General features: G+C 59.1%; 21 protein-coding genes. 9 read left to right on the top strand and 12 right to left on the bottom strand.

The window, feature by feature from the left end; genetic code table 11:
• Positions 1-192 precede the first annotated feature (192 nt).
• Positions 193-2,601, bottom strand: a complete 2,409-nt coding sequence (lon, locus tag ACR0LZ_RS10130) for an endopeptidase La (protein WP_480749684.1) — start codon at positions 2,599-2,601, stop codon at positions 193-195.
• 344 nt (positions 2,602-2,945) lie between these two features.
• On the opposite strand from lon, the gene ACR0LZ_RS10125 reads away from it, so the two are divergent.
• Positions 2,946-4,100: a sugar-transfer associated ATP-grasp domain-containing protein gene (locus tag ACR0LZ_RS10125; RefSeq protein ID WP_480749683.1), complete on the top strand. Its 1,155-nt coding sequence runs from the start codon at positions 2,946-2,948 to the stop codon at positions 4,098-4,100.
• A gap of 17 nt (positions 4,101-4,117) precedes the next feature.
• On the opposite strand, the gene tgt is transcribed toward ACR0LZ_RS10125, so the two are convergent.
• Positions 4,118-5,248, bottom strand: a complete 1,131-nt coding sequence (gene tgt / locus ACR0LZ_RS10120; RefSeq protein ID WP_480749682.1) for a tRNA guanosine(34) transglycosylase Tgt — start codon at positions 5,246-5,248, stop codon at positions 4,118-4,120.
• Between the two features lie 261 nt (positions 5,249-5,509).
• Here tgt and ACR0LZ_RS10115 point away from each other — a divergent pair, with 261 nt between their 5' ends.
• The 3 genes from ACR0LZ_RS10115 to ACR0LZ_RS10105 all read left to right on the top strand — a co-directional run bounded on the left by ACR0LZ_RS10115 (position 5,510) and on the right by ACR0LZ_RS10105 (position 7,371).
• Entirely contained in the window at positions 5,510-6,403 is an 894-nt protein-coding gene (locus tag ACR0LZ_RS10115) for an SPFH domain-containing protein (RefSeq protein ID WP_480749681.1), read from the top strand.
• Positions 6,400-6,678 carry an NfeD family protein gene (locus ACR0LZ_RS10110; RefSeq protein ID WP_480749680.1) on the top strand — a complete coding sequence of 93 codons (279 nt, stop codon included), beginning with the start codon at positions 6,400-6,402 and terminating at the stop codon, positions 6,676-6,678. Before ACR0LZ_RS10115 ends, ACR0LZ_RS10110 begins: the two co-directional genes overlap by 4 nt.
• Positions 6,679-6,750: 72 nt before the next feature.
• Positions 6,751-7,371 (top strand): hypothetical protein, encoded by a 621-nt coding sequence (locus ACR0LZ_RS10105; RefSeq protein WP_480749679.1) that lies wholly within the window; start codon positions 6,751-6,753, stop codon positions 7,369-7,371.
• A gap of 40 nt (positions 7,372-7,411) precedes the next feature.
• Here ACR0LZ_RS10105 and ACR0LZ_RS10100 read toward each other — a convergent pair whose 3' ends face one another.
• The gene (locus tag ACR0LZ_RS10100) at positions 7,412-7,615 is read right to left on the bottom strand and encodes a hypothetical protein (protein ID WP_480749678.1); all 204 of its coding nucleotides are present in this window, start codon (positions 7,613-7,615) and stop codon (positions 7,412-7,414) included.
• Between the two features lie 4 nt (positions 7,616-7,619).
• Entirely contained in the window at positions 7,620-8,609 is a 990-nt protein-coding gene (locus tag ACR0LZ_RS10095) for a hypothetical protein (RefSeq protein WP_480749677.1), read from the bottom strand.
• 170 nt (positions 8,610-8,779) lie between these two features.
• Between ACR0LZ_RS10095 and ACR0LZ_RS10090 the strand changes: the two genes are divergently transcribed.
• From ACR0LZ_RS10090 to tpiA, 5 genes are all read left to right on the top strand, one after another.
• On the top strand, positions 8,780-10,162 hold the full coding sequence (locus tag ACR0LZ_RS10090) for an adenylate/guanylate cyclase domain-containing protein (RefSeq protein ID WP_480749676.1): 1,383 nt from the start codon (positions 8,780-8,782) through the stop codon (positions 10,160-10,162).
• A gap of 90 nt (positions 10,163-10,252) precedes the next feature.
• Positions 10,253-10,615: an SUF system Fe-S cluster assembly protein gene (locus ACR0LZ_RS10085; protein WP_480749675.1), complete on the top strand. Its 363-nt coding sequence runs from the start codon at positions 10,253-10,255 to the stop codon at positions 10,613-10,615.
• A 569-nt stretch (positions 10,616-11,184) separates the two neighbouring features.
• Complete coding sequence (locus ACR0LZ_RS10080) at positions 11,185-11,451, top strand: hypothetical protein (RefSeq protein WP_480749674.1); 267 nt, start codon at positions 11,185-11,187, stop codon at positions 11,449-11,451.
• Between the two features lie 123 nt (positions 11,452-11,574).
• A complete protein-coding gene (locus ACR0LZ_RS10075; RefSeq protein ID WP_480749673.1) occupies positions 11,575-11,937 on the top strand; it encodes a HesB/IscA family protein in 363 nt (120 codons plus the stop codon).
• A gap of 119 nt (positions 11,938-12,056) precedes the next feature.
• The gene (gene tpiA, locus ACR0LZ_RS10070) at positions 12,057-12,806 is read left to right on the top strand and encodes a triose-phosphate isomerase (protein ID WP_480749672.1); all 750 of its coding nucleotides are present in this window, start codon (positions 12,057-12,059) and stop codon (positions 12,804-12,806) included.
• A 47-nt stretch (positions 12,807-12,853) separates the two neighbouring features.
• On the opposite strand, the gene ACR0LZ_RS10065 is transcribed toward tpiA, so the two are convergent.
• The 8 genes from ACR0LZ_RS10065 to ACR0LZ_RS10030 all read right to left on the bottom strand — a co-directional run bounded on the left by ACR0LZ_RS10065 (position 12,854) and on the right by ACR0LZ_RS10030 (position 23,123).
• Positions 12,854-14,578, bottom strand: a complete 1,725-nt coding sequence (locus tag ACR0LZ_RS10065) for an adenylate/guanylate cyclase domain-containing protein (RefSeq protein WP_480749671.1) — start codon at positions 14,576-14,578, stop codon at positions 12,854-12,856.
• Positions 14,579-14,737: 159 nt separating this feature from the next.
• A complete protein-coding gene (locus tag ACR0LZ_RS10060; protein ID WP_480749670.1) occupies positions 14,738-16,174 on the bottom strand; it encodes a TRAP transporter large permease in 1,437 nt (478 codons plus the stop codon).
• A gap of 4 nt (positions 16,175-16,178) precedes the next feature.
• Complete coding sequence (locus tag ACR0LZ_RS10055; protein WP_480749669.1) at positions 16,179-16,874, bottom strand: TRAP transporter small permease; 696 nt, start codon at positions 16,872-16,874, stop codon at positions 16,179-16,181.
• Positions 16,875-16,956: 82 nt separating this feature from the next.
• The gene (locus tag ACR0LZ_RS10050) at positions 16,957-17,958 is read right to left on the bottom strand and encodes a DctP family TRAP transporter solute-binding subunit (RefSeq protein ID WP_480749668.1); all 1,002 of its coding nucleotides are present in this window, start codon (positions 17,956-17,958) and stop codon (positions 16,957-16,959) included.
• A 387-nt stretch (positions 17,959-18,345) separates the two neighbouring features.
• Complete coding sequence (locus ACR0LZ_RS10045; RefSeq protein WP_480749667.1) at positions 18,346-18,651, bottom strand: hypothetical protein; 306 nt, start codon at positions 18,649-18,651, stop codon at positions 18,346-18,348.
• A gap of 51 nt (positions 18,652-18,702) precedes the next feature.
• Positions 18,703-20,043 carry a hypothetical protein gene (locus ACR0LZ_RS10040; protein WP_480749666.1) on the bottom strand — a complete coding sequence of 447 codons (1,341 nt, stop codon included), beginning with the start codon at positions 20,041-20,043 and terminating at the stop codon, positions 18,703-18,705.
• 120 nt (positions 20,044-20,163) lie between these two features.
• A complete protein-coding gene (locus ACR0LZ_RS10035; protein ID WP_480749665.1) occupies positions 20,164-21,393 on the bottom strand; it encodes a sigma-54-dependent transcriptional regulator in 1,230 nt (409 codons plus the stop codon).
• Positions 21,390-23,123: a sensor histidine kinase gene (locus tag ACR0LZ_RS10030; RefSeq protein WP_480749664.1), complete on the bottom strand. Its 1,734-nt coding sequence runs from the start codon at positions 23,121-23,123 to the stop codon at positions 21,390-21,392. Before ACR0LZ_RS10030 ends, ACR0LZ_RS10035 begins: the two co-directional genes overlap by 4 nt.
• Positions 23,124-23,135 lie beyond the last annotated feature (12 nt).

Below are 23,135 nucleotides of genomic sequence, written 5' to 3'. Positions count from 1 at the left end.
TTGATTCTATGAGATAATCCAAACACCAATGTAAATCTGGGCATACGTCAGATACACCTTTCGACTTTTCAGCCAGCGCCGGGTGTCGCGGTGCGAAGCTTTCTGTGGGAGTTGGGAATGTAGAAATTCCTGAAGTGGAAGCAAAAAAAGGCGGGCCGCGATGCCCGCCTTTTCAAAGTTTTGCGATCGCGCTTAGTGAGCGGTTGCGGATGGTCCCGACTCGCTGGCCGTTTTTGCTGCGGCTGCGGCCGCCTCTTCCGCCGCCTCGTCCCATTCGATGGGATCGGGCTGGCTGACCAGAGCATGTTTCAGGACCTCGGACACATGGCTGACCGGGATGATGGTCAACCCATCCTTCACGTTATCGGGGATCTCGGGCAGGTCTTTTTCGTTTTCTTGCGGGATCAGCACCGTCTTGACGCCGCCGCGCAGGGCCGCCAGCAGCTTTTCCTTTAGACCTCCGATGGCACTGGCATTGCCGCGCAGGGTGACCTCGCCGGTCATGGCAATGTCCTTGCGCACCGGAATGCCGGTCAGCACCGACACGATGGCCGTGACCATCGCAAGACCGGCGCTGGGGCCGTCCTTGGGCGTGGCACCGTCAGGCACGTGCACGTGAATGTCCCATTTGTCGAACTGCGTCGGCTTGATGCCCAGCTTGGGCGAGATCGACCGGACATAGCTTGACGCGGCCTCGATCGATTCCTTCATCACGTCGCCCAGCTTGCCGGTGGTCTTCATCCGGCCCTTGCCCGGCAGGCGCAGCGCCTCGATGGACAGCAACTCGCCACCAACCGAGGTATAGGCCAGACCGGTGACGACACCGACCTGATCCTCAAGCTCGGCCAGGCCATAGCGGAATTTCGGCACGCCAAGAAAGTCGCTGAGGTTGTCGGGCGTCACGGTGACGCTGTCGGCCTCTTTCTTGATGATCTTGGTCAGCGATTTCCGCGCCACCTTGGCAATCTCGCGTTCCAGATTCCGCACTCCCGCCTCGCGGGTATAGGTGCGAATGATCGCAGTCAGCGCCTCGTCGGTCAGCTCGAACTCCTTGGCTTTCAGCCCGTGGTTCTTGATCTGCTTCGAGATCAGGTGCTGTTTGGCGATTTCGCGCTTTTCATCCTCGGTATAGCCGGCGAGCGGAATGATCTCCATCCGGTCGAGCAGCGGCCCGGGCATGTTGTAGCTGTTGGACGTGGTCAGGAACATCACGTTCGACAGGTCATATTCGACCTCGAGATAGTGATCCATAAAGGTGTTGTTCTGTTCCGGGTCCAGCACTTCGAGCATGGCCGAGGCCGGGTCGCCACGGAAGTCCTGCCCCATCTTGTCGATCTCGTCGAGCAGGATGAGCGGGTTCGTGGTTTTGGCCTTTTTCAGCGACTGGATGATCTTGCCGGGCATCGAACCGATATAGGTGCGGCGGTGACCGCGGATCTCGGATTCGTCGCGCACCCCACCCAGCGAGATGCGGATGAACTCGCGCCCCGTCGCCTTGGCGACGGATTTGCCCAGCGAGGTCTTGCCCACGCCCGGAGGACCGACCAGACACAGGATCGGACCCTTGAGTTTCTTCGACCGTTGCTGCACGGCGAGGTACTCGACGATCCGTTCCTTGACCTTCTCAAGGCCATAGTGATCGGCATCCAGGACTTCCTGCGCACGGCCAAGGTCTTTCTTGACGCGCGACTTGGTGCCCCAGGGCAGCGACAAGATCCAGTCGAGATAGTTGCGCACGACGGTGGCCTCGGCCGACATCGGGCTCATGTTCTTGAGCTTCTTCAGCTCGCCCTCGGCCTTTTCGAGGGCCTCCTTGGACAGCTTGGTTTCGGCGATCTTCGCCTCAAGCTCGGCCACTTCGTTGCTGCCGTCCTCGCCGTCACCCAGTTCCTTCTGAATGGCCTTCATCTGCTCATTCAGATAGTATTCGCGCTGGGTCTTCTCCATCTGGGATTTGACGCGGGTCTTGATCTTTTTCTCGACCTGCAGAACCGACATTTCGCCCTGCATCAGACCATAGACCTTTTCCAGCCGCTCGCTGACCGACAGCGTTTCCAGCAGGTCCTGCTTTTGTTCGACCTCGATGCCCAGGTGGCCCGCGACCAGATCGGCCAGTTTGGCGGGTTCGGCGGTCTCGCCCACAGCCGAGAGCGCCTCTTCGGGGATGTTCTTGCGCACCTTGGCGTAACGCTCGAACTCGTCCGCGACGGTGCGGATCAGCGCCTGGGTGGTGGTCACATCGCCGGGGATTTCGGTCAGATATTCAGCCCGTGCCTCGAAAAAGTTTTCGTTTTCAAGGAACTCGGTGATCTTTACCCGTGCCTGCCCTTCGACCAGAACCTTGACGGTGCCGTCGGGCAGTTTCAGCAGTTGCAGCACATTGGCCAGCACACCGGTATCATAGATGCCGTCGGTGTCAGGATCGTCCTCGCTGGGATCGATCTGGCTGGACAGCAGGATCTGTTTGTCATCCTGCATCACCTCTTCCAGCGCCCGGACCGATTTGTCGCGACCGACAAAAAGCGGCACGATCATGTGCGGAAACACCACGATGTCGCGCAGCGGCAGGACGGGGTAAGAGGAATTCAGAGGCTCTTGCATGCTCTATCCTTATTCTTGGCAAGACGACCCGGCCCCAGCAATCGGCGGCATTGGCCCGTCTCCACATTGGATGCTTTTATCTGGTACTGCGGTTGATGTTTTTCAAGCTCGCTGCCCTGGTGTTTGACCTCACCTTGCCTTCGTGAGACCGGGATCACAAGAGTGCAAACGCCATCGAAGCCACAATACCCGCCAACTGGCAGATTTTTTCACAAGGCGCGTTACCTGAGACTTCCTGGCGTCCACTGAAACGCGCATCTGGGAGCTGCCACAATTCGGCCATCCGCTCTGGCTATATTGGCGGAAAACGGTTTGTAGCAGATTCGGAAACAAAGGCAGGCAACATGAACCAGCAAAGCACCCTTTCCGCAACAGAATTGGACAAACAAAGCTACTATTCGGCTCGGGACAGCAGTGACAAAGAGCTTTTGACCTATGCCGCAAGGAAAACGGGACGCTCTCCGTTGAAAATCCACCGCGAGTTTCGACAGCTCGCCAAATCGCCCAATCGCATCAACCTCGTAGAATATGTCCGCAACGGCTTATACGACTTAGACAGGTATTCTGAAGAAGAACGTTCGCGATTCATTTCCAACGATTTGCATTGGCCGATCACACATAAATGCAATGATCAGAGCTGGGCAGGCGCAGCCGAAGACAAGATCCTCGCAGCGACCATACTGTCGGCGGGCGGTGTGCCAGTTCCTGAAACAATTGCTGTGCTTGATTCTTCCTCCCGAATTTATCCGAAAACAAAAAAGATTTCGTCCGCCGACGAATTGCGCAACGTGTTGTCGGAGCACGCGAGCGAAACGCTGTTTGGAAAAGTTGTCGGTGGTATGGTCAGTTTCGGCGCGTTCCGCATCGAACATGCAGATCACGACCATATACATTGTACCGGTCAAGACCCGATGAGCTATTCGGAATTCATTGAAAGCTTTGTCGGCAACAATGCGTATGTCCTTCAACGGGAGTTGAAAAATCATGCTGATTTTTCAGATTATTGCTCGGCTCTCGCAACCGTTCGGATGGTAAACCTCGTATCACCTTCAGGTGTCCACAACCCAATAGCCATCATCAAAATGCCCCAGGGGAATAACATTGCGGATGCCTTCTGGAGGCCGGGCAACCTTGCCTGCGAGGTCGATGTCGGCACTGGTCGAATTCGGACAGTCGCGCTGCGTGGACTGGAAACCGAATTTCTGGACGATCATCCCACTATCCCGGGGCTTATTGGGCGACAACTGCCTTGCTGGAAAGAGTTGATAGAATTCAATAACCGTGCCGCCCGACTGTTTGCGCCGATCCGGTATCAATCAACGGACATCGCGATCACGAATGCCGGCCCTGTGGTCGTGGAGATCAACTATGGCGGCGGTTTTGATTTGCCCCAATACGCCAGCGGTCGTGGGTTGTTGACTGCTGACGTTCGCTCCTTTTTTGAAGATTGCGGTGTTGACCTGAACGCAAAGCCCAAAAAGGGGCTATTTTCTCGCTAGCCTGTTCGTCGTAATGGTCACAGCGGCTCGATATCTCCCTGTGCCCGTTGGGAATGAAATCCCGCCTGCCAGGCCGCAAACGTGCCTGCCGCAATCGCGTCTCGCATGCCCTGCATGATGTCTTGGAAGTAATGCAGGTTGTGCCAGGTCAGCAGCATCGAGCTGATGATCTCCTGACTGCGGAACACGTGATGCAGGTAAGCGCGGGAGTAGTTCCGGCAGGCGGGGCAGGAACAGTTTTCATCCAGCGGGTGGGGATCATCCATGTGGCGGGCATTCTTGATGTTGAGAACGCCGTGCCGGGTGAACACCTGCCCGGTACGGCCCGAGCGGGACGGCAGAACGCAATCCATCATGTCGATGCCGCGCGCCACGGCGCCGACAATGTCGTCGGGCTTGCCCACCCCCATCAGATAGCGGGGCTTGTCTGCAGGCAGGAAACCGGGGGCGTAATCAAGGCAGTCAAACATCGCCTGCTGCCCCTCGCCTACGGCCAGACCACCGACGGCATAGCCGTCGAACCCGATCCGTTTCAGCGCCTCGGCGCTTTCCTCGCGCAGGTCCTGTTCCAACCCGCCCTGCATGATGCCAAAGAGGGCATGGCCGGGGCGGTCACCGAACGCCTCGCGCGACCGGTCCGCCCAGCGCATGGAAAGCCGCATCGACCCGGCAATGCGGTCGCGGTCGGCAGGCAATGCCGGGCATTCGTCGAAACACATAACGATATCCGATCCCAACAGTCGCTGGATTTCCATCGACCGTTCCGGGGTCAGTTCGTGTTTCGAGCCGTCGATATGGGATTTGAAGGTCACGCCCTGTTCGGTCAGCTTGCGCAGCCCGGCCAGCGACATGACCTGAAACCCGCCCGAGTCGGTCAGGATGGGGCGTTCCCAGTTCATGAACTTGTGCAGGCCGCCCAGACGATCAATGCGTTCCGCCGTGGGGCGCAGCATCAGGTGATAGGTATTGCCCAGCAGGATGTCGGCCCCGGTCTGACGCACGCTTTCCGGCATCATCGCCTTGACCGTCGCTGCCGTGCCGACCGGCATGAAGGCTGGTGTACGGATCTCGCCGCGTGGTGTGTGGATCACACCGGTACGGGCCTTGCCGTCGGTGGCGTGCAGGTCGAATGAAAAACGCTCGGTCATGTCTTTTGCCCCGGATCGCTGAACCGGGCAGGCTTTGCCTGATTGGCTCCGGCATTGCAAGCGGTTCGCATCCGAATCGCCTTTTGGCACCGGCCAAGGCGGGCAAAGGCCGGATGCAAAACGGTCACATGGCTTTTATGGAGACGCCAATTCGCAGGAATGGTGACTTGCGCCACCAGACGCTCTCCTCCTACCAGTATTGAAATTTTGCGACTCAATCACCAAATGCATACCACGGTATACAAAAACTGAGGGACACATATGACCGAAGAACTGATCATTGGCCTTATTACGCAGAACATCATCTACGTTCTGGCGGCGATATTTGTCGTCATCATCATCTTCAAAGGCATCAAGATTGTGCCGCAATCCGAGAAATACGTGATCGAACGGTTCGGGCGGCTGCATTCGGTGCTTGGGCCGGGGATCAACTTTATCGTGCCGTTTCTGGACGTTGCACGGCACAAGATTTCGATTCTGGAACGCCAGCTGCCGAATGCGACGCAGGATGCGATCACAAAGGACAACGTGCTGGTGCAGATCGACACCTCGGTTTTTTACCGCATTCTGGAGCCGGAAAAGACTGTCTATCGCATCCGTGATGTCGATGCCGCCATTGCAACGACCGTGGCGGGGATCGTGCGTGCCGAGATCGGCAAGATGGATCTGGACGAGGTGCAATCCAACCGCGCCCAACTGATCTCGCGCATCCAGGAAAGCGTCAAGACGGCGGTCGATGACTGGGGAATCGAAGTGACGCGGGCCGAAATTCTGGACGTGAACCTGGATCAGGCGACGCGCGACGCAATGTTGCAGCAGCTGAACGCCGAACGCGCCCGCCGCGCCGAAGTGACCAAGGCCGAGGGCCAGAAGCGTGCCGTCGAGTTGAACGCCGATGCCGAGCTTTATGCCGCCGAGCAGACCGCCAAGGCCCGCCGCATTCAGGCCGAGGCCGAGGCCTATGCCACCGAGGTTGTCGCAAAGGCAATCCGCGAGAACGGTATCGAGGCGGCGCAGTACCAGGTGGCGCTGAAGCAGGTCGAGGCGCTCAATGCGCTGGGCAATGGCAGTGGCAAGCAGACCATCGTTCTGCCCGCCAACGCAATGGAAGCCTTTGGCGATGCGTTCAAGATGCTGAAAGGAGGCAAGGCATGACCGAACCGCTCTGGTCCATCTGGTGGATCTGGCTGGCCGGGGCGCTGATCCTGGCCATAGCCGAGGTGCTGTTGCCGGGGTTCATCTTTCTGGGGTTTGCCATCGGCGCAGCGGTGACCGGTCTGCTGCTGGTTCTTCCCGGCCTGTCGATTTCGTTGCCGGTGCTACTGTTGATCTTTGCCGTGCTGTCGCTGGCCGCGTGGCTGATCCTGCGCCGCCTCTTTGCCCTGCCCCATGGGCAAGTAAAGCGGTTCAAGGACGACATCAACGGCTGAGCCCTAACCGGATCTGCCAAATTCTGTTATCCTGTCGGCATTTGACCAAGTTGCTTGTGCCGTCAGGATGATATGGAAAATCAAATTGACCGCATCAATGCACTGACAAGTAACGCCAGAAACACTTGGTTCGTGTTGCTCGGCGCACTGATTTTTGTCGGCCTCACCCTGATGCAGGTGGACGCCATCGACTTTTACGGTGTGGATCGGGCCACGCAGCTTCCGCTTGTCAACGTCTCGGTTCCGACACGCCTTTTCTTTTACGCCGCACCGTTCCTGGTTGCGGCCGTCTATGGCTATTTCCACCTGTATCTGATCCGCCTTTGGGATGCGTTGGGACCGGCCCCCTACCAGAACGATTTTGCCGAACCGCTTTCCGATCTCATTCAGCCCTGGCTGGTATCGGACGCCGCTTTCGATCGGCAGAGCGACTGGCGGAACGTGTTTCTGGATGCGTCGGTGGAGGTTCCGCCTGAACTGAGGCAGTGGATGGGTGACCCCTGTCAGTGGCGATGGGCCGAAACCTATCGGGACGACAACGGACCGTTGTCCGACGCGGAGTTCTTTGGCATGTGGCGTGGCTGGCTGGAAAGGGCACAGGACCAGTTGATCACCTGGGAACAATATGCCCCCGACCGCTGGCGCGAAGTGCCTGCGATTGCTCCACCACCCGAATGCACGTGGGCTGAATAGCTTTTGCGGCGTGACGTCAACGGCATCCGGCGATGCAGTATCACCCCTCGCCTTCGGGCTCTTCCTCGGCCTTGGGTTTGGCGGTACCCCATTTCCAAAGCCCCCGGATCACCAGACTCACCGCGAGACAGATCACCAGCAGCAGACCAACGCCCGCGTTTGTGTCGGGCGCGGCCCAGCTGACCAACCCGATACCGGCAAGCAGGCCGAAAGCCCCCCAGGCCCCGTAAGACAGCCAATCCATCGCGTCAGTCCTTTCCGAGGAAAGACAGGATCTCGTTGCCCCATCTGTCCGCCCAGTTGCCGATTGTGTCGGACAGGCTGTCCTCTTTCCAGCCATCAATCCAGAGATCCTGCTTGGCCTCGATCTCGTCCCGCCAGGCTTCGAATTTCTCGCGCGCCTGCGTGGCGGTTTCAACGTCGGACAGGTCCATGCGCAGGATCAGGGCGTCCGAAGCGCCTTTCTGATGCGTGGGGCTCCACGCCAGAACGAACGGCCCTCGGTGGCCTTGCAATGTGCCGATATCCGACTCGGTCAGCGCGGCGCGGGCATCGTTGAGCGCCTTCAGCGACGTGGCCAGCCCATAGTCATCCACGGCCTTGGCGCACCCTTCTTCATCGCTTTGCGCCATTGCCTCGACGGCAACGTAGTCCTGATTGACTGGCCATACAGTAACGAGCTGGCGATCCAGTGGCTGTTCGACCTCGGAATAGGCAAGGATGGCCGCAACATAGCCACGACATACATTGAGAAACCGGTCGCGATCCTGCGGCAGGGGCTTGGATTTGAACGAGATAATCGCATAAGCGGCAAAATGCTCGGGCGGGAACATGCCTGGCCCCGCAAAAATTCGGGTGGCCCGGCCCTGATCGGAAGGCGGACGCAGAGCGGCGACTGCGGTATCCGGCACGGCAGTGGCGGGCCTCGATGGGGTTGCAGGTTGAACCGGCGTGATTTGAAGCGACCCACGGCTTTTCGGAACAATCACGTAGCCGTTGGAATTGCTGTTGGAATAGCCATAGGTGCTCCAACCGCCGCCCGAAGTGCCACAGTACGTGCAGCCACCCCATCCGCCACCGCCGGTTTCACCACCGCCGCCGCCGCCGCTGTCGCCACTATGCTGTTCCTCTTCTTCCTCATCGCGCGAGTAATCGTCCTCCGACTGGGCGAGGGCGAAATGCGAGAGGAGAGACGGTGACAGGAATGCCATCACCATCAAAAGAAAAAACACGCGCATGGCTCAAACCCTCAAAACAATGGGGTTATTGTAGCATTTGCATAGATTTTTTTCCAGTTCTCCTTCTGGTTTAGCGCTGCACGTGGCCTGCGAAATCTTTCCGCTTTCTGGTTTGGCCGTGTTAGATTGGTGAAACAGACCACGGCGAATGAACCCGGAAAGCCCACCGCATGCCGATATTGCGATCCTATCCGGACGACCTGTCCTTTGAGTGCCGGGATGGCGAGAGCCTGCTGGAGGCGGCGAAGCGGGCTGATTTGCCTTTGACCCATGTCTGCGGCGGAAAGGCGAAATGTTCAACCTGCCGGATTTGGGTTCTGGACGGATTGGAACATTGCCCCGAGCGGTCGGAACCGGAGCAAAAACTGGCCGATCAGCTTGGGCTGGACCCGCATGTGCGCCTGTCGTGCCAGCTGCGCCCCTCTGGCGATATTTCGTTTCGGCGGCTGGTTCTGGATGAGACCGACATCATGCTGACCAGCCAGCTTGACGCGCGCGGCGAGCGCAAGGTCGGGGAATTGAAGAACGTGGCGGTGTTTTTTTCGGATATCGAAGGGTTTACCGGCATATCCGAAAGCCTGATGCCCTATGACGTCATGCATCTGCTGAACCGCTATTTCGCCCAGATGGGCGAGATCATCGAGAGCAACTCCGGCTATGTCGACAAGTTCGTCGGCGACGGAATGATGGCGATTTTCGGGATCGACGATCAGAATGAAGCGCCCCTGCGCGCGGTCAACGCCGCATTGCAATGCCTGACGGCGATCGACCGGATGAAGCCCTTTTTCAAAAGCATGTATGACATCGATTTTGACGCCCGGATCGGATTGCACTGGGGCGAGGCGGTCATCGGATCGGTTGGATCGGTCGGCAGTGCGCGGCTGACCGCGATTGGCGACGTGGTGAATGTGGCCAGCCGCGTGGAGAGCGCCAACAAGGAAGCCGGAACCCGGTTTCTGGTGTCGGAGGCGCTGCACGACCAGGTCAAGGAGAGCGTCGAAACCACCGATTTTGTGCGTGTGAGGCTGCCCGGAACGTCGCAACGCACCACCCTTTACGAAATCTCCGAGTTAAAGCCGCAAGCGGCGGCCCGAATGAATGCGACCTCGGACCGTGAGACGATGCGTTTTGCCGGTCGCAACTGGACGCGGGTTTTCGAGGTCGACTCGATCAAGGATGGTGAGACTCGGATCGTCGAGTTTTCCAGGCTTGACCTTGCGATCCTGCGCCGCGGCGAAAACTTCTATGCGTTCAACAACGCCTGTCCGCATATCAACCTGCCGCTGTTCAACCGCCGCCAGAACCTGGACGATCCCGACCGGCTGCGCCCGGACGAAAGCGAAGCGCGGGATGACGAGGTGGTCTGCCGCTGGCATCACAGTCGGTTCGACCTGGCCAGCGGCGAGGTCATCGTGTGGTGCGAGTTGCTGAACGATGACGGGACATCCGAAGGCATGGAGTTTCTGGGCGATATTTCAAAGAACCGCAAACCCTTGCAGACCTTTGCGACCCATGTTGACGACGGTTTTTTGTGGATCGCGTTGGACACATGAGCGCACCATTGGCCGAACTTCCCCGCCCCCTCTGGACGCTGGTTGCCGATTTCCCTATATAATTGCTCAGGTAACCGACCCGAGGATCAGATGACCCACGCCACCGAACCGCTTGAAGGCGCGCCGCTGATTGCGCCCTCTTCCGTTGACCATCCGCTTTACGAACCGGTCGTGGAAGCTTGCCGGACGGTCTATGACCCGGAAATCCCGGTCAACATCTATGAGCTTGGCCTGATCTATACCGTCGACATCAATGCCGAGAATGACGTCAAGGTCATCATGACGCTGACCGCGCCGGGCTGTCCGGTGGCCGGAGACATGCCGGGATGGCTGGTGGACGCGATCGAGCCGGTTCCGGGGGTGAAAAGCGTGGACGTGGAGCTGACATGGGAGCCGCCCTGGGGCATGGAGATGATGTCGGACGAAGCCCGGCTTGAGCTTGGCTTTATGTAACTGACCGGAAGATCCAGGAACTTACCGAGGCGTAGCAATATTGTTACGTCTTTGTTTTAGACCCGTTACAATCAACTGCCAATCTGTCGGCGGTCACGCTTTGGCCGTGCCGGTGGGGTCTTTCCGTTTTGGTTCATCCCCCCAAGGATTGCGACCCTGTTCTGAGGACCGCTCTGCCCGGGGCGGTCCGTTTTTTTTCTGCCATTTCCAATGCCGCGAATCGGTCAGGAAACTCCAAGTGAGAATTCGCGGTCAGGTTCACGGCGTGGGCAACTGCCAACCCCTTTGTTTCCCGAATGGAAACTCTAGCGCCAAATCAACATCATTGTCCCTGTTGATGGATATTTGGGCAATTTTAAGGCAAAATTGTGTCCCTTTTTTCTGGCGAAATAGGTGACCAAGCGGTTAGCTTTCTCTCAATGATCGCAAAAGGGGGCTGTCGATCTTCAGTCGTATCCGTTCGGCATCCGGTTGGCCGCGCAGGGGCTTTCGCCTCGCCTCCTCGGCCAGCACGTAAAAGGAAAACGTGAATCCGGGCGTGCTGCAAGGTGTGAAAGGTAGGTCCGCCGTTGGTTCCACTCACGATTTATGGCGTCATATTCGTCGTCACCTTCGGCCTGTACATGCTGGTCGTCCGCATGGTTTCCTATTCGTTTCAGGCCGTGATGTCGCGCTATCCGGCATTGAAGCCCGCCAGCACATCGTATTTCAACCGTGGCGCGCAATATGTCGGTTTCACCTTTGAGGTGTTCACAATGCTGGCCTATTGGCCGGTCATCGTGCTGTTGGCCATGTCGTTCGGTATCGTATTCCTGCCTGGATACATCTTCCGCTGATCTGCGGTGGAATTCTCTGATCGCTTATCCTGAACACGGAATGAATCATTTCTGCGGCAGTCTCTTGAGCCTTGTTGCCCGCGCCACTAAATTGAGGAAGACGCGCGACAATCGGAGACCGCAATGTTCGGCATTCCCGGCAAGCAGGCCGTGACCATGACCCCACGGGCCGCAGCCCAGATCAACCGCCTGATGGAAAAGGGCGGCCATGCAGGTTTGCGCATCGGCGTCAAAAAGGGCGGCTGCGCGGGCATGGAATATACCATGGACTATGTCGACGAAGCCGAGGCGCATGACGAGGTGGTCGAACAGGACGGCGCGCGGGTGCTGATCGCGCCGATGGCGCAGATGTTCCTGTTCGGGACCGAGATCGATTATGAAGTCTCGTTGTTGGAATCCGGGTTCAAATTCAAGAACCCGAACGTCGTCGACGCCTGCGGTTGCGGGGAATCGATCAAGTTCGATGAAAGCCTGCCGCAGCGCTGAACGCATTTCATTTTGCGTTGATTTCAGCCGTTGTCGCCGATGCATGGCGGCAATTGTCACCCGTGCGCGCCGGTGCTATCCCCAAGGCCAAGTTTTGACAAGAAGACGGGGACGGATGAATGCGGCGTAAACTGGCGGCGGGCAACTGGAAAATGAACGGCACCGGTGCGTCGCTGGCCGAATTGGAGGCGCTGGCGCGGGCCCACCCTGCCCCCGGTGTCGACATCCTGATCTGTCCTCCGGCGACATTGCTTGCGCGCTCTGCCCAGACACTTGCCGGATCGGCCATTGCCGTAGGCGGGCAGGATTGCCACGCCGCCGCCTCGGGCGCGCATACCGGCGATATCAGCGCCGACATGCTTAGGGACGCCGGCGCGACAGCGGTGATCGTCGGCCATTCCGAGCGGCGCGAGGATCATGAGGAAGACAACGAAGCCGTCCGGGCCAAGGCCCGCGCCGCGATGGAGGCCGGACTGACGGCGGTGATCTGTCTGGGTGAAAGCCTGGCGCAGCGCGAGGCTGCCAACACGCTGGATATCATCGCGGGGCAGATGTCGGGGTCGATCCCGGATCAGGCGACCGGTGAAAACCTTGTGGTGGCCTATGAACCGATCTGGGCCATCGGCACCGGCAAGGTGCCGACGCTGGAACAGATCGGGGAGGTGCACGATTTCATCCGCACGCGGCTGGAACGCAGGTTCGGCGCGGGTGTGGGGCGGTCGGTGCGGCTGTTGTATGGCGGCTCGGTCAAACCAGGCAACGCGGCTGACATTTTTGGTGTTCCGAACGTGGATGGCGCTTTGGTGGGTGGGGCAAGCCTGAAAGCGGCGGATTTCTCGCCAATCATCGCAGCACTGGAAGCAATCTGAGACTTTCCGCTGCGCTCAGGGGTATATGGCTTGCAGGCCTGTCAAACCTAACCGTCGATCACATCGCCTACCAGTTTTTGAATGCCCTCGCGCAGCCGCGCATTGCTGGCCGGATCGCTGTATGGCTGCCAGTTCTGCCGGGATTTGACAAAACCGGGCTGAACCGCCTCGCACCGGTCCAGCGCCTCTCGCGCCTCTTCGAGCCTTTCAAGCAAGGAGAGTGAAATCGCAAGGATGAACAAGGCTGGCGCGTAATCCGGTTGCCGGCGCAGGGCGCGACGGGCACAGTCCACTGCAGCGTGAAAATTGCTGCTGTTGGCATGTGCCCGGGCCAGGAATGTCAGATGCGAATGCAGACTGGCATCCGCAGGATTGAGCCTTTGCGCCTTTTGCATCAGCCCTATCCCATCCGGTTCGCCCGCCAGATCGGATTTGTTGCCCAGCGCGTGCAGGGCATATGCATCGTTGGGATTGAGATCGACGGCGATCCGGGCTTCGGCCAGGGCATCATCGAACCTTCCCAGCCACTGGAATGCGGTGCTGAGTTCATGATGCGCAAAGGAGGATGCCTCGTCGCATTCGATGGCCCGATTGGCGGCGTTCATGGCGCGCATGGCGGTTTCCGCGCGGTCGCTGGTCATCCCAGTCAGCATCTCGATGTTATAGGACATTGCCAGCCCTGCGTGGGCCTCGGCAAAGTCAGGGCGCAGCTCGATGGCTTCCTGGTACAGCTTCCTCCCTTCGGCGACCCCTTCGGCGGTGCGGCGTCGAACCAAAGGCAACGCACGCATGCACATTTCCCACGCCTCGAGGTCTTCGGCACGGCGGCCGGAAGAACGATTGGCCTCCGCCACCACGAGTTCAGGCGCGATATGGGCGGCGATGTTCTGCACGATTTCATCCTGCACCACGAAGATGTCGGACAGGTCGCGGTCATATTTTTCGGCCCAGATGTGACGTTCCGTGGCACAATCGACCAACAGCACGCTCACACGCACGCGGGGTCCGGCCTTGCGAATACTGCCTTCCAGCACATAGGTCGCGCCCAGTTCGCGACCGATATCGCGAAGGTTCACGTCGCGCCCCTTGTACTGAAAACAGGAATGGCGCGCGATGACGGGGAAAGTGCGCCAATGGGTCAGCGCAATGATGATATCTTCGGTCAGGCCGTCGGCGAAGTATTCCTGCTCGGGATCGCCACCGATATTGGCGAAGGGCAGAACGGCAATGGCTGGCCGGTCGATCCGACGCTGCGGTTCCCCGTCCTGAACCGTGCCTGAGGGGTGCCATTTGCAGATCTCGACCGGGCGCGTTTTTCCCTTGATCTGCTGCGGTCCCATGTCGGTGAATTGTCCGCGAACATCCTGGCCGAGCATGGCCGCAACTGACGCCGTGATGCACACGCCGCCGGGATCGGCCAGGGTTTCGAGCCGCGCAGCAATGTTGACCCCGTCGCCATATATGTCATCGCCGTCGGCAATCACGTCGCCCATGTTCACGCCGATGCGAAGATTGATCGGCCCGTCCCCGGCGTGAAGAGTGGTTTGGATTGAACGGCTGCACTCGATGGCGTCGACCACCGAGCCGAATTCGACAAGCGCCCCGTCTCCCATGAGCTTGACGATCCGCCCACCGTAGCGTTCGACCTCGGGGTCGAACACCTCGGCCCGGTGCGCACGAAGGGCGGAAAGGGTTGTGTCTTCGTCTGCACTCATGAGGGTCGAAAACCCGACGACATCCGCGGCCATTATGGCGGCAAGGCGGCGTTTCATGAGGGCGTCGTAAGACTGGGGCGCATGGCGCCATCCTGACACGGATTTCGCCAACGGCAAACATCCGGTGTCTTCCTCCGATGACATTGCCGTGATCAGCGAGACCGTGAAAACCGGGCCTGGATCAGGCCCGGCTTTGTTCAGCAGTCCGGTTTTGTGTTATTTCACGATGATTTCCGGCCCCATGAGCGCAGTCGGCAAGAGTGTCGAAAGCCAGGGGATATAGGTCACCATGATCAGGAACACGAAGAGCACGGCGAGGAAGGGAAGCGCCGCGCGCACCACGCTCATCATCGGCATCCCCGCCACGCCGGAAGTGACGAAGAGGTTCAGGCCCACTGGCGGCGTGATCATGCCGATTTCCATGTTGACCACCATGATGATGCCCAGATGGATCGGGTCGATGCCCAGTTCGATGGCAATCGGAAAGACCAGCGGCGCCACGATGACGATCAGGCCAGAGGGCTCCATGAACTGACCGCCGATCAGCAGGATCACGTTGACGATCACCAGGAACATCACCGGGCCGAAACCGGCGTTCAGCATCGACCCCGCGATGGCCTGAGGTATCTGTTCATCCGTCAGCACATGCTTGAGGATCAGCGCGTTCGCGATGATGAACATCAGCGTGACGGTCAGCTTGGCCGCATCGAACAGCGTGTGCTTGGTGTCGCTGTGGAAGAACGCCGTGATCAGGGCTTGAGGCTTGTCAAAAAGCGACAGCGGCTTTGACTCGGGCAGTCCCTCGGTCACCGCCGCAGCGGAAAGACTGCGTGCCTCGCGCGGGCGCAGCGGGCCGATGTCACGATAGACGAACATCGCAATGATGAAGGCATAGACAGACGCGACGGCTGCAGCTTCGGTAGGCGTGAAGATCGCGCCGGTGACGCCGGGGATGCCGTAGATACCCACCATGATGATGACGATCAGCATCAATCCCCAGAACGCGTCGCGGAAGGATGCCCAGACCTCTCCCCATCCCTGCCATTCGCCCTTGGGCATGCCGCGCAGGACTGCCATGATATAGATGGTGACCATCAGCATCAGACCGGCGAGAACGCCTGGGATGACCCCGGCAAGGAACATCCGCCCCACGCTGACATCGGTGGCCGAAGCATAGACCACCATGACAATCGAGGGCGGGATCAGGATGCCCAGCGTACCGGCGTTACAGATCACGCCCGCAGCAAATTCGCGGGTATACCCGGCCTGCCGCATGGCCGCGATCACGATAGTGCCGATGGCAACAACGGTAGCCGGCGAGGACCCGGACAGCGCCGCAAACAGCATACAGGCAAACACGCCCGCAATCGCCAATCCGCCGCGCAGATGCCCGACACAAGCGATTGAGAAGCGGATGATGCGTTTGGCCACGCCGCCGGTGGACATGAAGCTGGACGCAAGGATGAAGAAAGGGATTGCCAACAGCGTGTAGTGCCCCGCCATCGCCTGATAGAGGCTTTGCGCAATCGAGGCCAGCGACGTATCGGAGAAGGCCAGAAGAAAGATGATCGAGCTGAGGCCCAGCGAAATAGCGATCGGCACGCCAATCAGCAAAAAACCAATGACCATTGCAAACAGAATGACAACATCCATCGGTTTATTCCTTGTTCTGTGCTGCGGCTTCGGCCACGGCGTCTTCAGCTTCGTGACTGACGATCAGACTTTCACGGGCTCCCGTGGCAACGCCAATGAACGCCTGCACGAACCGCAACAGCAGCAGCGCCGACCCGAAAGGCAGAACGAAATAGGGGATGACCCGCGGCAGCTTTTCGTAGGTATCGCCATAGTTGATCAATGGTTCCAGCCAGCGAAAGATGCCCAGCATCGGAACCTGATCGGTTACATAGAATGCCCGGTCCCGAACGCCTTCGGTAAAGCCCAGCGGGAACCAGCGGCCTTCGGTTGGCTGCAATGCCGCAAACGGCGCCCAGTAATCCCACGACCCTTTGAGCAAAAGCATCGCATAAGCAATGCAGCAAGCGCCTGAAACCAGCGCCAGAATGCGCCTCCCACCGGGTTTCAGAAGGTTGATGACCACATCGACGCCAAGATGCGCGGTGATTTTCACGCAGTAACTGATACCGAAGATCACCAGCCAGGCGAACAGGATCAGGACGACTTCGAGTCCCCAGATCAGGGAACTGTTGAACACGTAGCGCAGCACCACGTTGATGAAGGTCAGTATTGTCATCAGCCCGAGAATGACCGCGATACCGGTCTCCTCGATGTTGTTGATCACGCGGCCAAGTGTGGAAACCGACTGGCCAGCCGTGTCATGCGACGGACGGGACATGATCTCTCTCCGGGAGCAAGATGCGTTTCGTTCGAAGCGTCAGGAAGGGCAGCCCGCATCGCGGGCCGCCCAGATCGTCGCATCAGCTTGAGGCGTTGAATTCCTGCGCCTTGGCAATGTTGTCGGCGCCGATCCCGGCCTCGAACTTGTCCCAGACAGGTTTCATCGTGTCGACCCAGTCCTGACGCTGTTCGGGCGTCAGTTCACGGATCACGCCACCGGCATCCAGAACCGACTGGCGGGCGCTTGCATCAACTTCGCCCACGGCGGAGTTGCGCTCATCAGACACTTCACTCAGGATCGTCGTGAACTGCTCGCGCACCGCCGGATCAAGGCTGTCGATCCAGTCCACCGACGTCACGACCAGATAGTCGATGATGCCATGGTTGGTTTCGGTGATACCGTCCTGAACCTCAAAGAATTTCTGGCCATAGATGTTTGACCAGGTGTTTTCCTGCCCGTCGACAACGCCGGTCTGCAGCGCGCCATAGACTTCGGAAAAGGCCATCGGCTGCGGCGAGGCACCCAGCGCTTCCATCTGGGCAACGATCACGTCCGAGGGCTGTACGCGGAACTTGAGACCCTGGGCGTCTTGCGGCGTCATCAGAGGTTTCTTGGCCGACATCTGTTTCATGCCGTTATGCCAGAATTCCAGTCCCAGCAATCCGCGGCGTGTCATCGACTCTTTCATCGCCTGACCGGTGTCGGATTTCTGGAATGCGTCGACGGCCTCGATGTTCTTGAACATGAAAGGCAGATCGAAAATCTGGAATTGCTTGGTGAAGGCTTCGAACTTGGACAGCGAGGGGGCCGCCAGTTGGACGTTGCCCTGCAGCATCGCTTCGAGGACCTGATCGTCATTGTAGAGCGTCGAGTTGGGGAACACCTCCATGCACATGACGCCATTCATCTCTTCGTTCACCCGATCGGCCAGCAGCGAGGCTGCAATCCCCTTGGGGTGCTTGTCGGTGTTGGTGACGTGGGCAAATTTGACCACGATTTCACCGTCATCACAGGCGGCAAAACCTGCGGTGGCGGTGACGGACAGCGCCAGGGCGGTGGCTGCGGTAGTCAGGAATTTCATTTCTCTACTCCTCCCGAAGTTCAGTAAAATCTCTGTCGGACGCCGGACAGACGCCGCTGTGAGGGAGTGAAGCGAATCATGAAGCTTGGCTCAACGATTTGTGAAACCTTGCCCCCTTCTTATTTTTTTCTATTTTTTACAACAGGGTAAATAGCCCGTCCGCGGGATGTCGTTGTGGGCGAGGCGAATCGTGTGCGGAAATCCGCACTCTCTCGGCGGCCCTAGTGCGGGATTTCGCACAACTTGATTCGCTTGTTGCGGAAGTGCGGCCCAACTGTGCCGCCAAACATTATCCTGAGCGTGACCGGAGATTGCGTTCGATCACCACTGACAGATCTCGGGATCGATGGTCACGATCTGAATTCCATGCGCTTGCCTGTCTTGAATTCATTCTTCGTCGTCATCGGGAAAGGGATAGGGTCCACCGTTGAACAGGAACGCCTGAACAGACGCCAGATAGGCTTGCCATTCCTCGTCATCATCGAACTCGTCGTCCGTCGTTTGTTCCCATGCCGCTCGGCTCATGCCATTTCCGTTCACGGTCTCGGCCAGGGCGGATTTGAACTTTTGTGCAGCTTCGGCATTGTGCGCCTCTTCAAGAAACGCCTTCAGGTCCTCCAGGTCGTAGGCCTGGGGATTCAGATACCCACCGGCCATGTCATTCAGTACCTGCATGGGATCGCGGTCAGCCATGTCTTGAGTCTCCGTCTTCAGGTTTCATTGCCGGTCTTCCTGTCCGCCCCGTCATGCGACCGGATTGGGATAAAGCGTCACCAATCGCAAGGTTCCGTCGTCCAAAAGGTCATAGATCGCCTTGCACGTGCTGTTGGGACCCCAGGTTGCGTCTATGCAGGTGTCGGGCTGACCTTTCTTCTTCTTGCGCTTGACCCCTTGAACGTAGTTTTTCCATTGCGCGCCAAGGACATCAACCAGCTTTGCTTCCATCGGCGGTACCAACCTGACGGGTTGAGCCCCTTTCGGCGGTGGCGAAATCTTGTTGGTTTCGATATGCGCCAACGCCTGTGTCCGCAAGGCCATCTGGCTGTCGACATAGGCGCCCTTGTCGGTGAAGTTCGAGGCCTTGTGAACCGGTTTGCCCTTGAACTTTTTTCCGGTGCGCGGGTTCTTTTTCTTTAATATCCGGTCTTCCTGGTTTTGGATCGACAATCCCGGCCCATGGCATTCTGGGCCATGCGCCTTGGGCGGCTTGTCCACGTGATCGAAAAACAGCGCATCCATCTCGTCTTTGATCGCCTGAAGTTCGGTCGCGTTGTCGGGTGGTGGTTTCCTGGACAGCGCACTTTTCAATGCCTTTCGCATGTCACGCATTTCGGGAAAGGCCTGATCCATGAATTCCGGTTCAGCCTTGACGCGTGCCGCGCAGGATTTGACCATCCCGTCCAGTTTTCCGAGTTCCTTCGGATCCTCGCCAGCGGATTTCAGGCAGTCGGACAGCCGCACCGCCGACGGTGTGGACATGACCAGTTTCCGCAACGCAGTCAGCGCCTTGACCGCGTTATCCGGGCTTTTTGCGGTCATTGCCTTTTTATAGAGGGCAGCCACCTTGGCCATCTTTTCGCGATGATCGGGAGGCGCAGAATTCAGGCTGCGCACGAGAGGCACCTTCATTGCATCGAAATGGCTGGCGATCTTTTCCAGCACCTTCTCGATGTCGTCGCCAAGTTCTGCGGGCGCATCCGGTTTGCCTGTGTCCTCTTCGTCGCCGTCGTCGATGACATCGCCCGTCTCGGACAGCAAGCGCACTTTCATCTTGATGCCACGAGCGCTGAGATATTTGCGAAAGGTCTTGGCAAAGTTCGCTGGCGTCGAGTCGGGGTCTTCGACAATCAGGTCGGCAATCTTCCCGTCAACTTCGAGCGCGCCCACGGCGCCTTTTGCACCGGCGCCATCGTCCTTGGCCATCTTTCTGAGCGCGGACTTGTTCTTGGACTTATGCGCTTTGAAGATCAGGTCGTCCGGCCCATGAAACAGGGCAAAGTTGTGCCTGATCTTTCGGGCTGCCGCGATGATGCCGGACACTTCCTTGGCTTCGGCCGCCAATTCGGACTTTGACTTTTTTCCCATTCTGGCCTCCCTTGACCTTCAGTAACGGGCAGGTCTGCGGTTCAGTCAAGTCGGGAATACGCCAAGGGTCGACTTGAACAGTCTTCCCCGGCAGGTGTGTCGGACCATTTTCCGACGCCGTCAGCGGCGGTAAGCGTCGGGACGAATGCCATATTTGGCGAGCTTGTCGTAAAATGTCTTTCTTGGAAGTTTCAGCGCCTTCGCCGCTTCGGCCGCCCTGCCGTTATGCCGTCCAAGTGCCGCCGTCAAAAGGCTGCGCTCCACCCTTGCCATCTGTTCGGTCAGCCCAAGGTCAGATGCCTGCGCGACATCTTCGGGCATTCCCAGAACAAACCGCATGGCCGCCGACATGAGCGAGCGCGCATTGCCTGGCCAGTCCTGCGCCATCAACCCGGCCAGATGATCCTGGCTGATTTCAGGTTCCGGGATGCCGGCCTGTTCGGCGGCCTGCCCGACATAGTGGCGAAAAATCACCGGGATATCTTCGGGACGTTCGGACAGCGACGGAATGCGAACGCGCATCACATCAAGGCGATAGAACAGGTCCGGATTGAACTTGCCGCCGGCGGCAAGATTGGCCAGATCGCTGGTGGTTCCGGCCAGAACGCGCAGTCCCGCCCCCTGCTCCAGCCGTTCCAGAACGGCGTATTGGGTCGCTTCGGGCATGGCGGAAACCTCGTCAAGATAAATCGACCCGCCAGCCGCATCATTGCAAAGCCGGGAAAACTCCTCGGCATCCAGACCGGAGGCGGGCCGCTTCACGAAAGGTCCCTGAGCCGAGGGCGACATCAGGTGAATGACTTCGGCCACCTTTGAAATGCCGCTGCCCGGCGGGCCGGTTACCAGCACCTCGGCCCTTGTTGGCGCAACGCTGCGAACCTTTTCCCGCAGCGCTTCGGCCTGGGCCGACACGCCAAAGAGCATCCGCGCCGCCGGGTCGCCGCTTTCCAGTTGCCGTTTCAGCGCCCGGTCTTCCAGTACGGCCGACCTGATATCGAAAGCCCGTTCCAGAACGTCCAGAAGATCGGCAGAAGCGCAGGGTTTTTCGAGAAAGTCGAATGCCCCCTGCCCCATCGCCTGAACCGCCATCGGAATGTCGCCCTCGCCGGTCAGCAGGATCACCGGCAAGTCCGGGTCGATGCCTTGCGCATATCCCAACAGGTGAAACCCGTCGCGCCCGGGCATGCGGATATCGGACAGGATCACACCGGGAAAATCCGGGCGGATATGATCCTTGGCGGCAACAAAGGAACTGGCTGTTATAGCTTCGTAATCCGCCAGCTCCAGCGTCTGACCCAGCGCCTCGCGCACCGCCGCATCGTCATCCACCAAAAGAACCTTGCGGATCATGCGGCCTGTTCCTCGCGATAATGGTCCAGTTCGACCGTGAATTCGGCGCCATCCGGCGTATTCGCGCCTTTGATCTCACCGCCGAAACTCTGCACCAAACCATAGGAAATCGACAGGCCCAGCCCCATGCCTTCTGAGGTACCGACCGCCTTGGTGGTGTAGAATGGCTCGAATATCCGTTCCGGGTCCTTGATGCCCGGACCGGTATCGCGCACCGAAACCGAAAGCCGGTCGCCGGTCGCAAAGGTGATCGAGATGTGCTTGTCTGGATGCCCGGACATGGCGTCGGCGGCGTTGTTGATGAGATTGACGAAAACCTGCACCAACCGCACCTCGCCGCCCCAGGCCAGAACCGGCGCGTCGGGCGGCTGCCAGTCCAGCGTCACGGCGTCAGCCCGCAGGCGAGCCTCGGTCAGTTCAACGGCGGTGTTTAGCACCTGCACCAGATCGACCTTGCCCATCGGCTCGCTTTCGTTGCGGGCAAAGGCGCGCAGATTCTTGATGATCCGCGCCATGCGCGCCGCCATCTGCGAGATGCGGCCCAGATTTTCACTGGCCCGCTCATCCTTGCCACGTTCCAGAAACGCCGCGCCATTGTCGGCAAACTGCTGAATTGCCATCAGCGGCTGGTTGAGCTCGTGGCTGATCCCCGCCGACATCTGCCCCAGAGCGCTGAGCTTGCCCGCCTGCACCAGATCCGCCTGGGCACGTTTCAGCGCGGCCTCGGCCTCTTGCCGCTCGACAACCTCGCGGCGCAGGGCGGTGTTGGCCGCCGTCAGCGCACGGGTACGTTGCGCCACCCGGCTTTCCAGAACCAGATTTGCCTCTGCCAGCGTCCGGCGGCGTTCGGTGGCAAGATAAAGCATCGCGCCGAACGCCAGGCAGATGGCCGCCACCGCCGCCGCCTGCAACGTCGCCAGTCGTCGGGCCGGCCCCACATCCACCAGCACTTCGGCGGTCATGTCGATCACAGGCAGATCAAGCGTCAGATGCAAGGCGCGACCGGGCAGATAGCGGGCCCAGTTCAGCTTCCATATCTCATGCCCGCCAACCCGCGTGGAGGCGAAATCAACAGGCTCTCCTCCCGGCGGTGTCAGCCCCGGTTGCCCGTCGTCGCGACGCCAGAACAGCAGGTCGGACCGGTTTGAAATAAAGACGATCCCGTCCGCGTCGATGAAGAACACCGTCTCGGTGCTGCCACGCCAGGTCTGCTCGACATCCTGCACATCGGCATCGACCATCAGCGCGCCCTCGACCTGCCCCGAAGGGCCGAAGGCAGGTGCGACATAGGTATAGAACCTGTCGCCGCTGGCCGGCAGAAACCCATGCGCACTGCCCAGCGCACCCTGCATGGCCCGCTTGAAGGCGGGGTGCTCGGCCATGCTGTCTTGCTCGACCGGCTGCGCCGCGGCCAGCACCCGCCCATTCCGATCAATATACATCATGTTTTCCGCGGCGGTCTTGTCGGCCACATCCAGCAGCATGGCCTGCGCCGCCTGTTGTTGCGCTGGCGTTTCGAGCCTTCGCAAGACGGGGTGATCGGCCATCAACACCGCCAGTTCCTGATAGACCTGCATTTGCGTGGTCAGCCGGTCAGCGGCAAGTTCAAGATCAGCTTCGGCCTTTTCACTGAGCTGAGACAATGCCTGACGATACCCATATGTCCAGACCCCGACGGACAGCAGCCCGACGGCGCACAGGAAACCAAGAATGATCAGGACTCTTTGCATGTTCTAGGGTCT

The organism is Ruegeria sp. CI1 (assembly GCF_056536925.1).
The sequence above is the reverse complement of the archived record's forward strand: the minus strand, read 5'-3'. Positions and strand labels throughout refer to the sequence as shown.

Excerpts from the sequence above, each read along its gene's own strand:
- ACR0LZ_RS10095 (WP_480749677.1), bottom strand. The coding sequence starts at position 8,609 with ATGCGCGTGTTTTTTCTTTTGATGGTGATGGCATTCCTGTCACCGTCT.
- ACR0LZ_RS10035 (WP_480749665.1), bottom strand. The coding sequence starts at position 21,393 with ATGATCCGCAAGGTTCTTTTGGTGGATGACGATGCGGCGGTGCGCGAG.
- tpiA (WP_480749672.1), top strand. The coding sequence starts at position 12,057 with ATGCGGCGTAAACTGGCGGCGGGCAACTGGAAAATGAACGGCACCGGT.
- ACR0LZ_RS10100 (WP_480749678.1), bottom strand. The coding sequence starts at position 7,615 with ATGGATTGGCTGTCTTACGGGGCCTGGGGGGCTTTCGGCCTGCTTGCC.
- tgt (WP_480749682.1), bottom strand. The coding sequence starts at position 5,248 with ATGACCGAGCGTTTTTCATTCGACCTGCACGCCACCGACGGCAAGGCC.
- ACR0LZ_RS10085 (WP_480749675.1), top strand. The coding sequence starts at position 10,253 with ATGACCCACGCCACCGAACCGCTTGAAGGCGCGCCGCTGATTGCGCCC.
- ACR0LZ_RS10075 (WP_480749673.1), top strand. The coding sequence starts at position 11,575 with ATGTTCGGCATTCCCGGCAAGCAGGCCGTGACCATGACCCCACGGGCC.
- lon (WP_480749684.1), bottom strand. The coding sequence starts at position 2,601 with ATGCAAGAGCCTCTGAATTCCTCTTACCCCGTCCTGCCGCTGCGCGAC.
- ACR0LZ_RS10090 (WP_480749676.1), top strand. The coding sequence starts at position 8,780 with ATGCCGATATTGCGATCCTATCCGGACGACCTGTCCTTTGAGTGCCGG.
- ACR0LZ_RS10125 (WP_480749683.1), top strand. The coding sequence starts at position 2,946 with ATGAACCAGCAAAGCACCCTTTCCGCAACAGAATTGGACAAACAAAGC.
- ACR0LZ_RS10115 (WP_480749681.1), top strand. The coding sequence starts at position 5,510 with ATGACCGAAGAACTGATCATTGGCCTTATTACGCAGAACATCATCTAC.
- ACR0LZ_RS10110 (WP_480749680.1), top strand. The coding sequence starts at position 6,400 with ATGACCGAACCGCTCTGGTCCATCTGGTGGATCTGGCTGGCCGGGGCG.
- ACR0LZ_RS10045 (WP_480749667.1), bottom strand. The coding sequence starts at position 18,651 with ATGGCTGACCGCGATCCCATGCAGGTACTGAATGACATGGCCGGTGGG.
- ACR0LZ_RS10040 (WP_480749666.1), bottom strand. The coding sequence starts at position 20,043 with ATGGGAAAAAAGTCAAAGTCCGAATTGGCGGCCGAAGCCAAGGAAGTG.
- ACR0LZ_RS10055 (WP_480749669.1), bottom strand. The coding sequence starts at position 16,874 with ATGTCCCGTCCGTCGCATGACACGGCTGGCCAGTCGGTTTCCACACTT.
- ACR0LZ_RS10030 (WP_480749664.1), bottom strand. The coding sequence starts at position 23,123 with ATGCAAAGAGTCCTGATCATTCTTGGTTTCCTGTGCGCCGTCGGGCTG.
- ACR0LZ_RS10105 (WP_480749679.1), top strand. The coding sequence starts at position 6,751 with ATGGAAAATCAAATTGACCGCATCAATGCACTGACAAGTAACGCCAGA.
- ACR0LZ_RS10065 (WP_480749671.1), bottom strand. The coding sequence starts at position 14,578 with ATGAAACGCCGCCTTGCCGCCATAATGGCCGCGGATGTCGTCGGGTTT.
- ACR0LZ_RS10060 (WP_480749670.1), bottom strand. The coding sequence starts at position 16,174 with ATGGATGTTGTCATTCTGTTTGCAATGGTCATTGGTTTTTTGCTGATT.
- ACR0LZ_RS10050 (WP_480749668.1), bottom strand. The coding sequence starts at position 17,958 with ATGAAATTCCTGACTACCGCAGCCACCGCCCTGGCGCTGTCCGTCACC.